The 11,952-nt window shown below is 62.8% G+C and carries 16 protein-coding genes; 4 read left to right on the top strand and 12 right to left on the bottom strand.

Annotation, left to right across the window (positions count from 1 at the left end):
• Positions 1-45: 45 nt before the first annotated feature.
• Together SKA58_RS15080 and SKA58_RS15075 are read left to right on the top strand one after the other, a co-directional pair.
• Positions 46-1,365: a hemolysin family protein gene (locus SKA58_RS15080; RefSeq protein ID WP_009823330.1), complete on the top strand. Its 1,320-nt coding sequence runs from the start codon at positions 46-48 to the stop codon at positions 1,363-1,365.
• A 60-nt stretch (positions 1,366-1,425) separates the two neighbouring features.
• The gene (locus tag SKA58_RS15075; RefSeq protein ID WP_050763039.1) at positions 1,426-2,241 is read left to right on the top strand and encodes a kinase; all 816 of its coding nucleotides are present in this window, start codon (positions 1,426-1,428) and stop codon (positions 2,239-2,241) included.
• On the opposite strand, the gene SKA58_RS15070 is transcribed toward SKA58_RS15075, so the two are convergent.
• From SKA58_RS15070 to SKA58_RS15020, 11 genes are all read right to left on the bottom strand, one after another.
• Entirely contained in the window at positions 2,195-2,689 is a 495-nt protein-coding gene (locus tag SKA58_RS15070) for an MmcB family DNA repair protein (RefSeq protein WP_009823328.1), read from the bottom strand. The genes SKA58_RS15075 and SKA58_RS15070 overlap by 47 nt on opposite strands.
• Before the next feature lie 95 nt (positions 2,690-2,784).
• Positions 2,785-3,438, bottom strand: a complete 654-nt coding sequence (locus SKA58_RS15065; protein ID WP_009823327.1) for a cell wall hydrolase — start codon at positions 3,436-3,438, stop codon at positions 2,785-2,787.
• Between the two features lie 175 nt (positions 3,439-3,613).
• Positions 3,614-3,925, bottom strand: a complete 312-nt coding sequence (locus SKA58_RS15060; RefSeq protein WP_083784922.1) for a DUF1491 family protein — start codon at positions 3,923-3,925, stop codon at positions 3,614-3,616.
• 19 nt (positions 3,926-3,944) lie between these two features.
• Entirely contained in the window at positions 3,945-4,433 is a 489-nt protein-coding gene (locus SKA58_RS15055) for a PaaI family thioesterase (RefSeq protein WP_037543280.1), read from the bottom strand.
• Positions 4,393-4,860, bottom strand: coding sequence for a PTS sugar transporter subunit IIA (locus tag SKA58_RS15050; RefSeq protein ID WP_037543705.1), 468 nt, complete (start codon positions 4,858-4,860; stop codon positions 4,393-4,395). The genes SKA58_RS15055 and SKA58_RS15050 overlap by 41 nt, the downstream gene beginning before the upstream one ends.
• Before the next feature lie 132 nt (positions 4,861-4,992).
• Complete coding sequence (gene hpf, locus SKA58_RS15045) at positions 4,993-5,586, bottom strand: ribosome hibernation-promoting factor, HPF/YfiA family (protein ID WP_009823323.1); 594 nt, start codon at positions 5,584-5,586, stop codon at positions 4,993-4,995.
• A 75-nt stretch (positions 5,587-5,661) separates the two neighbouring features.
• Positions 5,662-6,354 carry a DNA polymerase III subunit epsilon gene (gene dnaQ, locus SKA58_RS15040; protein ID WP_009823322.1) on the bottom strand — a complete coding sequence of 231 codons (693 nt, stop codon included), beginning with the start codon at positions 6,352-6,354 and terminating at the stop codon, positions 5,662-5,664.
• 31 nt (positions 6,355-6,385) lie between these two features.
• Positions 6,386-6,979, bottom strand: a complete 594-nt coding sequence (gene coaE / locus SKA58_RS15035) for a dephospho-CoA kinase (RefSeq protein WP_009823321.1) — start codon at positions 6,977-6,979, stop codon at positions 6,386-6,388.
• Positions 6,976-7,803 carry a shikimate dehydrogenase gene (aroE, locus tag SKA58_RS15030; protein ID WP_009823320.1) on the bottom strand — a complete coding sequence of 276 codons (828 nt, stop codon included), beginning with the start codon at positions 7,801-7,803 and terminating at the stop codon, positions 6,976-6,978. The genes coaE and aroE overlap by 4 nt, the downstream gene beginning before the upstream one ends.
• Positions 7,800-8,405, bottom strand: a complete 606-nt coding sequence (locus SKA58_RS15025; protein WP_009823319.1) for a Maf family protein — start codon at positions 8,403-8,405, stop codon at positions 7,800-7,802. Before SKA58_RS15025 ends, aroE begins: the two co-directional genes overlap by 4 nt.
• Positions 8,402-9,229 carry a pyruvate, water dikinase regulatory protein gene (locus SKA58_RS15020; protein WP_009823318.1) on the bottom strand — a complete coding sequence of 276 codons (828 nt, stop codon included), beginning with the start codon at positions 9,227-9,229 and terminating at the stop codon, positions 8,402-8,404. The genes SKA58_RS15025 and SKA58_RS15020 overlap by 4 nt, the downstream gene beginning before the upstream one ends.
• 288 nt (positions 9,230-9,517) lie before the next feature.
• Between SKA58_RS15020 and hemE the strand changes: the two genes are divergently transcribed.
• On the top strand, positions 9,518-10,576 hold the full coding sequence (gene hemE / locus SKA58_RS15015; protein ID WP_009823317.1) for a uroporphyrinogen decarboxylase: 1,059 nt from the start codon (positions 9,518-9,520) through the stop codon (positions 10,574-10,576).
• Positions 10,576-11,016, top strand: coding sequence for a CopD family protein (locus SKA58_RS15010; RefSeq protein WP_009823316.1), 441 nt, complete (start codon positions 10,576-10,578; stop codon positions 11,014-11,016). The genes hemE and SKA58_RS15010 overlap by 1 nt, the downstream gene beginning before the upstream one ends.
• Before the next feature lie 15 nt (positions 11,017-11,031).
• Here SKA58_RS15010 and panC read toward each other — a convergent pair whose 3' ends face one another.
• Positions 11,032-11,877, bottom strand: a complete 846-nt coding sequence (gene panC, locus SKA58_RS15005; protein WP_037543703.1) for a pantoate--beta-alanine ligase — start codon at positions 11,875-11,877, stop codon at positions 11,032-11,034.
• Between the last annotated feature and the right edge of the window lie 75 nt (positions 11,878-11,952).

Below are 11,952 nucleotides of genomic sequence, written 5' to 3'. Positions count from 1 at the left end.
TTGTGAAATTGAAAGAATAGGCGCTATAGGGGGCAACTGACCACCATGGCCACGATCCCCTCCCCAACTCCGACGCCCTTTCCCTGGGTCGACATCGTCATCATCCTGGCGCTGGTTGCGCTCAATGGCGTCTTCGCCATGTCCGAGCTTGCGATCGTATCGGCGCGGCGGCCCCGGCTGCAGGCGATGGAAAAGGCGGGGCGCCGGGGTGCCAGGGTCGCGCTCGACTTGGCGGCGGATCCTGGCCGCTTCCTGTCGACCGTACAGATCGGCATCACGCTGATCGGAATCGTCGCAGGTGCCTATTCAGGCGCGAGCTTGGGCGGTCCCGTTGGCCAGCGACTGGAGGCTCTGGGCCTGGCTCCTAATATCGCAGCCACAGCCGGCTTTTCGCTCGTTATTGGCCTTACGACCTATGCCTCGCTGATCGTGGGCGAACTGGTGCCCAAACAGTTTGCCTTGCGCGCGCCGGAGACGATTGCCCTGCTGGTCGCGACGCCAATGTTGTGGCTGGCTAGGCTGACCGCGCCGCTGGTCTGGATATTGGATGGATCGAGCGCGCTGATCTTCAAGCTGTTGCGCATGGATCGCGAATCGGAAAATCACGTCACAGCTGAAGAATTGCACCTGATCGTTGCGGAAGCCAGCCGGTCAGGCGTGATCGAGGAAAGCGAACGCGCGATTATTTCGGGCGTGGTGCGCCTGGCCGATCGGCCAGTGCGCGAGGTGATGACCCAGCGTATGGATGTCGACTGGATCGACCTGAATGCCGACGAGGAAACGATTCGCGCCCGGCTGCTGGCGACGTCCCATACCCGTCTGCCGGTCGGGCGCGGGTCGGTCGAGGATATTGTCGGCGTCGTCCAGGCGCGCGACATCATGACTGCCCTGTTTCGGGGGGAAGCGTTGACGCTCGACATATTGATGCGCCGGGCGGAGATCGTACCCGATCAGGTCGATGCCATGGACGCGCTGGAAGTGCTGCGCCGGTCGGATGTGCCGATGGTGATGGTGCATGATGAATATGGTCATTTCGAAGGCATTGTGACGCCAGCCGACCTTATGTCCGCGATCGCGGGGCATTTCGCGTCGGACCGCGACGCCTTTGACGAGCCGGACTTGGTGGAGCGGGAGGACGGCAGCCTGCTGGTGTCGGGCCAGATGCCGATCGACCAACTGGCAGACCGGATCGACATCAGCCTGTCGGAAGACCGTGATTATGCGACGGTGGCCGGCCATGCGCTCTGGTTGATGCGGCGCCTGCCCGAGGTAGGCGATTTCGTGGATGACCAGGGATGGCGGTTCGAGATTGTGGACATGGACGGGCGCAAGATCGACAAGCTGCTGGTGGCGGCATTGCCCTGAGCGGCTGAGGCCGATGAACAGGAAGGTGGGCGGTTGAACGCCATTGACATCGCCACGGCAATGATTGCGCGGACCCTGGCGCAGGTGTCCGATCCGTTGACGATCGTGGGGATCGCCGGCGCGCAGGGCAGCGGGAAATCCACCCTTGCCGCAGCCATCAAGACACGCATGAAAAACGCGCATGTGCCGACCGCGCTGCTGTCCATCGACGACCTGTATCTCACCAAGGCCGAGCGGACTGCGCTGGCGCGAGATGTGCATCCATTGCTGCGCACGCGGGGGGTGCCGGGCACGCATGACATTGGCCTTGGCGTTGAGGTTATCTCGGCTCTTGAACGCGGCGTGGCTGCGGCGCTCCCGCGCTTCGACAAGGGTAGCGATGACCGCCTGCCGCAGGCGCAATGGGATCACGCCCCGACAGGCACGCGCCTCTTGCTATTGGAGGGGTGGTGCGTCGGCGCCCGGGCGCAGTCGATTGACGCTTTGGAAGCGCCGATCAACACCTTGGAGCGCGACGAGGATGCGCACGGACGCTGGCGTCACGTCGTCAACACGACATTGGCAGGACCCTATCAACGGTTGTTTGACCGGATCGATTGCCTTGTCTTTCTGGCCGCGCCCGATTTTTCGGTCGTTCATCGATGGCGCAGCGAACAGGAAGAACCCCTGCGCGCGGCCGGCAAAGGGATGGACGACGCTGCCCTGTCCCGCTTCCTTCAGCATTATGAACGGATCACGCGCCACATGCTCGACCATATGCCGGCGCAGGCCGACTTGCTGATTGAACTGGACGCGGCGCGGGCGGTTGTAAAGGCGCGGGGAAAGGCTGCTACCAGCCCAATTCCGTGGCATGATCCGGGTCAGCCAGCGCGGTAAGACGGCGGGCCGCACGACGGGCAAAGCGCAGGGTTTCCGCCTTGCGCCGGGCGGCGGCAAGGGGTTCGACTGGCGCAGGGCGTACCAGTTCGGCGTCATATTGGTCGGCGACGATCAGTCCCGTGCGCGCCGGCCAGAGCGATTCGCCTTCAAATGGGCTAAGGTCGAAACCTGCTGGCACAGCCCAGTAGAAACGATCACAATAGTCGAAATAATCGGGCCATTTCATGTCGCCCAGCAAATCGGCGCGGCTGCATTTGATTTCAACGATGGTCAGTCGCCCAGCGCTGTCGATCGCCATGATGTCGGCACGCCGGCCATTGGGCAGCGGCACTTCCAGGATGCCGCTCATGTCATGCCGAAAAAAGAGACGCAACGTCCCGCGCGCGACCGCCATGGCCGTGCCGTCGGTAAGCGGGGAGCAGCCGTCTTGTGCAATGCTATTCATGCCTAACCATTAGAACAATATAGGAACAAAAGAAAAGCCGATTCGGGCAGTCCGAACCGGCTCAGTCTTTTGTCTTGTCCGCAAGTCCGGCGGGATCAGCGGTAGAAGATATGATTGTCGATCGAGGCCAATTTGGTTTTGCCCCAGCCCGGCGAAACGCGGCGGGCGTGGAAGAAGAGCGCACCTTCAGCCCGACTGTCCCAGCTGTCCTCCATCGCGATTTGCGCAATGGCGACAGCCTGGCGCCAGCTGCGGCTTTCCATGCGGATCGGCGGCATCGACCCGCGGCGCACGAAGCTGAACTGGCTGGGCTGATAGATGACGCCGCACAGGCTGTCAGCGAAACGACCGGACTTGGCGCGGTTGATGATCACGCGCGCGACGGCCAGTTGGCCTTCCAGGCTTTCGCCCTTGGATTCGAAATAGACCGCTCCGGCCAGGCATTGCATGTCGCCGTCCAGCTCCTCGGGTGCGCCTTGGGCGTCGACCAAAGCAGCGAGGCTGGTTGCCGAAAAATCGGAGTCGGAAGAAGAAGAGGAACCGGCCACATGGTCGGAATCCAGCGGCTGCGCAGTTTCGCGCGGAGCGGCAAAGACGACCGCAGGCTGCGTGGCAGCGGGTACAGTCTTTGGCAAGGACGTCACCGAGGCGATGGATTCGCCAGCGATCGACATTTCAGAAGCGGACATGGCGGCGGCCGCGGACAAGGCAAAGGCTGCGACGATCGCAGCTCTCAAACGAAAACTCATTTCAGCTCAAAAACAAGCGGTTCTTGGCCGGGGCGTCGTCTATTGTAACCCTATTGTCGCGACGACCGGCCGCCTCCCGTCTGCGTGTTTACCAGACCCGCCCCCCATGGACGAAACGGCAACCTGCGCAATGGCGTCGCGCGCCTCTGCCCGGACCATGACGGCCTGTCAACGATCAGCAAATTGTTTCAGCGGCGAACCGTTCCGCTTGCGCGACATCGAGTTCGACTACCCACAGGTCCGGGTCAGACCTGCGGCGGCGCTCGATATAAGCCGATAGCGCTTCGGGCCCTTCCACCGGGGCGGGACCACAACGCATTAACGCATATCCGCCATCAAGGTTCGGCACTCGTTCAAAAAGTCCTGCTTCCCGTCCGCGTTCCACCGCCTGGACAAGGATGACGCCGCTTATCTCATCGCCTTTGACAAGAATGGTGGCGAATCCGCCCGCCTCCACGACTCGCCGTCGCAGCGCTCCGACCAGCATCGCGCTGGTCAGGCGGGGATCAGGCGGCATAGCCGGGAAGCGAGGACAAGGGGAATTGCGAGCGCATGAAGGTGCCCGTTCCCCGACCGACCTCTTCTCCGTCCGAACCGATCAGGCTCGCTTCGGCGACATAGACCCGTCGCTTGCCGCTGATCCAGCGCCCCTCCGCGCGTATCCGTCCCGGCCCGATCGGGCGGGTGAACAGCAGGTTGAAGGCGGTCGTCAGCAGGAAGCGATCGCTGACCAGACTGTTGGCCGCGTAGAAGGCGGCATCGTCCAGCATCTTGAAATAGACGGTGCCATGCACTGCGCCGGCTGCGTGGAACTGGCTTTCATCGACATCGAAGTCGATGCGGGACCGGCCTGCTTCGGTGATGACGAGATCGGATCGAAACAGGCGGTTGATCGGCGCGGAACGATAAAGCTGCTCCAGCGCGCGAAAATGCGCGGCTTCCCCGCTCGGATTTTCAGGCTGCGTCACGCGTCCCGCTGCCTGCAAGGAGCGCATAAAGCGCTTCGGCCGAACTAGCGCCCCGCAGGCGCGCCACATTATGATCGTCACGCAGGTAACGCGACACGCGCGCCAGAGTCTTTAGATGCTCGGCGCCGCTGTCCACCGGCGAAAGCAGAGCGAAGATAATATCGACCGGCGCCTCGTCCACGGCATCGAACGGCATGGCGGGGTCGGCCAGAATGACCAGGGCACACATGCGGGCCAATCCGGGGATCTTGGCATGCGGAATGGCGACGCCGCCGCCAAATCCCGTCGACCCAAGCCGCTCGCGGTCGAACAGCGCCTCGGCTACGATCGCAGCATCAAGGCCATAGGCATCCGCTGCGAGCGCCGCGATTTTCTGAAACAGCTGTTTCTTGCCATTGATCGCGAGCCGCGCGGCCAGCGCGTCGGGCGAGACGATATCGTTGAACTGTACCATGACCATTCCGAACCAGCCGAGCCGCGCTCAGCCAGGGGGAAGATTATGCGCGTATGCTCGGGGACTGTGAAGCCCGGCCCCATAAGCCGCCCGACCCGGAAGGTCAACAGCAGCGGGGCCGGGCGCAAGGGGTCAGGCGCGGGGCTCAACCCAGCCAATCGTCCCATCCTGGCGACGATAGACCATATTATAGGTCGATGTGCCCGCATTCATGAAAAGCAGGGCATTGGTGTTGCGCAGATCAAGCATCATCACCGCATCCGATACGCTCGCCTCTGGGATGTCGACGCGCGTTTCCGCGACGATCAGGGGCGCGTCATCGGGTTCTTCCTCTTCGCGGCCGCCGGCAAAGATGGTGTAGCCTGCGCCATCGACATCATCCAGGCTAAAGCCGTTGGCGCGCTGCGCTTCAGCGGCTGCGGCCTGCTGGCTGCGGTCCTTCAGACGGCGCATATAGCGGCGCAGCTGCTTTTCTATCCGCTCTGCCGCCTGGTCGAAGGCCGGATGCGCCTCCTGCGCTTCGCCCGCGCCCTTGAGGATAAGACCGGTCATGACATGACAGACGATGTCGCAATGAAAAGCGCCGTGCGGCGCGCCGCGGAAGGTGACCTGGGCGGAAATCGTGCGGGAAAAATATTTCTCGGCCATCGCCTCGAGCCGATCCCAGACATGCTGCTTGAGCGCGTCGCCCGTTTCGACCTGATGCCCGGAAACACGAATATCCATATGCCTTCTCCTTATTCTTGCCGAACCGCCGGGAGGGCGGCCGGGTTGGCGTGAAGGCACAGGTCCTTGATGGGCCTATGCCTCCTCCAGCCAGAGCGGCCTGTCCAGCGTCGCGACGAACGCGGCGTGCCGTTCCAGCTCCTGCGCGCTCGCCATGAAGACGCGCGCAGGACGAACAGGGCGAACAACGGGACTTTCCGTCAGTTCCACCCTGACGATCTCTTTTGCCTCCTCCTGTGCCAGACCCAGGCCGATCTGACGGCCGCCGGTCAGTTCGATATAGAGTTGCGCCAGCAATTCCGCGTCCAGCAGCGCGCCATGCTTGACGCGATGGCTGCGATCGATGCCGTAGCGGGTGCAGAGCGCGTCCAGACTGTGTTTGGCGCCTGGATGGAGTTGACGGGCAATCGCGACGGTGTCGATCATGCGGTGCATGCCGACTTGCGGATGGCCGCATAATGTCAGTTCATGGTTGAGGAATCCGAAGTCGAAGCGCGCATTGTGCGCGACCAGCGGACTGTCCTCCAGAAAATCGAGCAGTTCCAGCGCGCCCAGTGAAAAGACCGGATGCTTGGCCAGGAAATCGGCGGACAGGCCATGCACGGCAAAGGCGGCCGCCGGCATATCGCGTTCGGGGTGATAATAAGCGTGGAACGTGCGTCCGGTGGGCACCCGATTGACCAGTTCGATACAGCCAATCTCCACCATCCGGTCGCCGGATGCAGGGTCGAACCCTGTCGTTTCGGTATCGAAAATAATCTCGCGCATCGCCCTCGCAATCGACTCTGTGGGCTAACCCTTATCTGCCTGTCTGGCGGCCAAGGCAAGCGACCAGACGGCGAACCTGTGCGGCCGTTTCGGCTAAGCTCGTACCCGTATTGATGATATAGTCAGCCCGCGTCCGCTTTACAGCATCGGGAGTTTGCAGGTTGACGATCTGCCGGAATTTGGACGCCGTCATTCCGGGCCGGGCGAGCACGCGTCGACGCTGCTTCCACGCCGGTGCGGTAACGACAATCACGCCGTTCAGCCGCCTTTCGCCACGGGTTTCGAACAGCAACGGTATGTCGAGGATGACGAAAGCGCGGGCGCGGTGGCGTTTCAGGAACCGCTTGCGCCGGTCGTGGACGGCCGGATGGACGATCGCCTCCAGCGCCTTGCGCGCTTGCGGATCGCCGAAGACGGCAGCGCCCAGCCTGGCACGATTCACGCCCTTGGGACCCGTGGTTCCGGGAAATCGGGCTTCGATAGCGGGAAGCAAGGGGCCGTCCGGGCCTTGCAACCGGTGCACCTCCGCGTCGGCATCGAATACCGGCACCCCGGCCCGGCGGAACATGGCCGCGACGGTCGATTTGCCCATGCCGATCGAGCCGGTCAGGCCATAGACCTTCATGACTGGGCGGCGAGGAGCCGTTCGCGCAATTCCCCGTCCAGTTCGCGAGGCGGCTGCGCGTCGAAGAATATGTCGAAGGCCAGCGCCGCCTGCCCGATCAGCATTTCAAGGCCATCAAGCGTCCGCAAACCCCGCGCGCGCGCAGCTTTGAGCAAGCCGGTTTCCAACGGGGCATAGACGATGTCGTAGACGATCGCCTTTTCGGGCAACGGCGTCAGGTCAAGATCTAGCGCGGGCTGCCCGACCATGCCGAGCGAGGTTGAATTGACCAGCAGGTCAGCGGCCGGCAGCGCGTCGGCCATGCCAAGCACCCTGCCCTTAACCCTGGCGCGATCAAGCAGCGCCTGACCCTTGGCGGCGTCGCGCGCCATGATGCTGATGTCGGGAACCCCCAGGCTGGCCAGCGCGAAGAGGATCGCCCGCGCCGCGCCGCCTGACCCGATAATGACGGCGCTCTGGCCCTGCCAGCCGTCGCGCAGCAATGGCTGGAGGAAACCGCCCGCGTCGGTGTTGGTGCCGATCAACGGTCCGCCGGTTTCCGAGGCAATGGTGTTGACCGCCCCGATCCGGTCGCGCACGCCGCCCGGATCATCGACATAATCGAGTACTGCGATTTTATGCGGAATGGTGACATTGCAGCCGAGCCAGTCCGGGTCGGCGCGTCGCTGAAGGAAATAGGTGCTGAGGCCATCGGCTGTCACGTGCGTCTTGCGATATTCCGCCTCAATATTGAGGGCCTCAAGCCAGAAATTATGGATGAGGGGCGACTGGCTGTGCGCGATCGGATCGCCGATTACCTCGGCATAGGGAAGTTTGTCGGTCATGCTTTCAGAACGCCACGCACGCGCAGAAAGTCAAGCAGGGGAAGAAGCGGCAGGCCCTGGATCGCGAACTGGCTGCCTTCAATCTGGCTGAAGAGCTGCGCGCCTGGTCCTTCGATCCGATAACAGCCTACGCACCAGCGGCATTCGTCCCAGTCGCTGTCCAGATAGGTAGTAATAAAGTTTTCCGACAACGGCCGCATGGCCATGCGCACCCGCTCGACATGCCGCCAGATCGGCTCACCGTTCAGCACGATCACCGCAGCGCTGTGAAGATGATGCACGCGGCCCGAAAGCTGGCGCAGGATGCGTTCGGCATCCGCTCGGTCGGTCGCCTTGTCGATCATCTCGCCCCGTTCCGCGCCGTCGCTGATGCTGAGTGTCTGATCACAGCCCAGCACCAGCGCGCCGGGCACGCGGCGCGACACCTTCAGCGCCTTGAGTTCCGCCAGGGCATCGGCGAGCGCGCGGGCGTCCAGCCCGTCGGCGCGCAGCGCCGCCTTGGCGGCATCTTCGTCCACGCCGGGGGATAGCGCCTCGAAGGGCACCTGCGCCGCCGTCAGCAGCGCCCGGCGGCTGGCGCTTTGCGAGGCAAGGACGATCATGCGCCGTCTCCCTCCGCGAGCACTCGGTCGTTGAAGAGGTTGATGATCGCCGCGGCGGCTTCCTCGATCGACCGCCGCGTCATGTCGATGACGGGCCAGCCATGGTCAGCGAACATGCGCCTGGCAAAGGCCAGTTCATCCTGCACCTTGTCGATATCGACATAAGCGGTTTCAGGCGCCTGGTTGAGCGAGAGCAACCGGTTACGTCGAATCTGGATCAACCGTTCGGGACTGACGGTCAGCCCCACGACCATGGGATGACGCAGAGTGTAGAGACTGCGCGGCGGCGGCGATTCCGGTACGAGCGGGATATTGGCGGTCTTGTAGCCGCGATTGGCGAGATAGATGGAGGTTGGCGTTTTGGACGCACGCGAAACGCCCGCCAGGACGATATCGGCCTCCTCCCAATTCTCATGGCCAACGCCGTCATCATGCGCGATGGTGAATTGGATCGCCTCGATCCGCGCGAAATAGGCTTCGTCCAATATATGTTTGCGGCCTGGCCGAGTGCGGGTTTCCTGCCCCAATATGTTGGAGAGGGCGTCTGCCACGCTGTCGAGCGCAGCGACATGCGGCAGACCCAGCGCGCGACAGCGAGTTTCCAGCCGCCGCCGCAGCATATGGTTCGTCAGCGTAAACAGCACGAGGCCCGGATTGGCGGCGATATCCTCCATGATCCGGTCAAGATGGACTTCCGACCGCACCATCGGCCAGAAATGGCGGATCGCCTCGACATTTTCGAACAGGCCGATCGCCGCCTTGGCAATATTTTCAAGCGTTTCCCCGGTGGAATCTGACAGAAGGTGGAGGTGGATACGCGCCATGTGCCCATCTGTGTGGAAGGGCTGTGGATAAAGCAAGGGAGGAATCAGTGGATGAAATCGCGGTTTTGGTCCCTCCCCACTGACCGGACTCTTATCCACACCCCTCCCACAGGCGCTGGATTTCATCCACAGCCTGTGGATAGCGGGGGCAGATTGCCTGACTCGGACGCGATTGCGTCAATCGCCAGAGTCAATCTGTTGGCAATTCCGGGCACAGCGCATTAACCCCGCTGCCAACGCACCAACATCTGCATCATCCTTTTTGAATCTTAATTAAGTGAGAGTCTGATGAGCCTGAACGGCCCGGCCCATGGCGCCGACAAGAAACTTCTGGGCGTGCTCCGGGGTGAACGTCCGGCAGTGCCGCCAGTCTGGCTGATGCGCCAGGCAGGCCGCTATCTACCGGAATATCGCGAGTTGCGTGCCGATAAGGGCGGCTTTCTGGAACTGGTCTATGACAGCGCCGCCGCGGCGGAAGTGACGCTGCAACCGTTGCGCCGGTTCGGCTTTGACGGAGCGATCCTGTTTTCTGACATCCTGATCGTGCCCTATGCCATGGGGCAGGATTTGTGGTTCGAGGCCGGCGAAGGCCCACGCCTCGCGCCGATCCTGGCGGAGACGGACCTGTCGGCGCTGACGCCCGAATGGTCGCGTTTTGACGCCGTCTATGACACGGTGCGCCGCGTGAAGGCCGCGCTGAACCCCAATGTCACCTTTCTGGGCTTTGCGGGAAGTCCCTGGACGATCGCGACCTATATGGTGGCGGGCCAGGGCAGCAAGGATCATGGCGCGGCGCGGCGCATGGCCTATTGCGAGCCCGATCGCTTCGCCGCGCTGATCGACGCGATCATTGACGCCACCGTCACTTATCTGAGCGGCCAGATCGCGACCGGGGTCGAGGCCGTACAATTATTCGATAGCTGGTCCGGCAGCCTGGCGCCGATCCAGTTCGAACGCTGGGTGATCGACCCCAACCGCCGCATCGTCGCGGCGCTGAAAGAACGCCATCCCGATGTTCCGGTCATCGGCTTTCCCAAGGGGGCGGGCGCGAAGCTGGCCGATTATGCGGTGCAAACCGGCGTCGATGCTGTTGGCGTGGACGAAACGATCGATCCGCATTGGGCGCATGGCGCCTTACCGGCGGGCATGCCGGTGCAGGGCAATCTCGATCCCCTGGCGCTGATTGCTGGCGGGCGCGCGGTGGAGGAAGCGGTGGACGCGATCCGCGCCGCCTTTGCCGATCGCCCGCATATCTTCAACCTTGGCCATGGGATTTTGCCCGACACGCCCATTGCGCATGTCGAGGCGCTTCTTAGCTATGTGCGACAGCAAGGAGATTGCAGCTGATGGCCTATCTTGGCGCCGCTTATCTGTGGGTGAAGGCCGCCCATCTGATCTTCGTCATCTTCCTGATGGCGGGCTTGTTCATGATGCCGCGCTTCTTCGTCTATCATCAGGAAACCGTGCCGGGATCGCCCGAAGACCAGCGCTGGATCGAACGCGAAGGCCGCTTGCTCAAGATCATCCTCAATCCCTCGCTGGTGCTGGTCTGGGTGCTGGGGTTGATGCTGATGGTGGAAATTGGTGCGTGGCAGTTCGGCTGGTTCCACCTCAAGCTGCTCTTCGTGCTGGGTTTGACCGGCTATCATGGCTGGATCGCGAGCTACACGAAGAAGCTGGCCAAGGGGCAGCGGCCGCTTGGCGACCGGCAGTTGCGGTTGCTGAACGAAATTCCGGGGATCGCGGCGGCCGTGATCGTGATCGCGGTGATCGTGAAACCCTTCTGATCCCCCTGCTTGCGTTTAGGCAGGATCGACTGCGATATTGTCGATAAGGCGCGTGGAGCCCAGTTTCGCCGCGCCGAGCAGCCGCGCCGGCCGATCAAGCCTATGTATCGGCTCGAGCGTTGTCGCGTCGCACAGGGTTATATAGTCGATCGGGCCAAAACCATGGGCCGACAGCGTCGCTATCGCCTGCGCCAGCGCGCCATCGACTGGATCGCCGCGTTCGATCTGCCGCTTGGCTTCGCCCAGCGCGCGCGGCAGCGCCAACGCCTTTTTGCGTTCGTCTTCGGTCAGATAGGCATTGCGCGACGACAGGGCGAGGCCGTCCTCGGCCCGCTGCGTCGGCAGGCCGACAATCTCGATAGGCAGGTCAAGGTCGGCCACGAAACGGCGGATGACGGCAAGCTGCTGATAATCTTTTTCACCAAAGATCGCGACATCGGGCCGGACCTGGTTGAACAATTTGGTCACGACCGTGGCGACGCCGTCGAAATGACCGGGCCGCGCTGCGCCATCCAGTCCTTCGCTGATGCCGGACACGCTGATATTGGTGGCAAATCCGGCGGGATACATGACGTCGACGCTCGGCGCCCAGAGAATGGCAACGCCGGCTGCCTGAAGCAACTGCGCGTCCTTGGCTTCGCGCCTTGGATAGGCGTCCAGATCCTCGTTCGGGCCGAATTGCCGAGGGTTGACGAAGATCGACACGACGACATGGCGTCCGTGGCGGCGCGCTTCCTCCACCAGGGCCATATGCCCGTCATGCAGCGCGCCCATGGTGGGCACCAGAGCGATCGGCCGTCCGTCGCTGCGCAGGGCATCGACAGCGGCGCGGAGGGCGGGCAGGTCACGCAGCGTTTGCACGGGAGGATGGGCTCCGATAAGGGCGAGGAAATAATGGCGTCCTGCTATGCCGGTGCCGGCGCGAGCGTCAATCAT

It is taken from the genome of Sphingomonas sp. SKA58 (genome assembly GCF_000153545.1).
Taxonomy (GTDB): domain Bacteria; phylum Pseudomonadota; class Alphaproteobacteria; order Sphingomonadales; family Sphingomonadaceae; genus Sphingobium; species Sphingobium soli.
The sequence above is the reverse complement of the archived record's forward strand: the minus strand, read 5'-3'. Positions and strand labels throughout refer to the sequence as shown.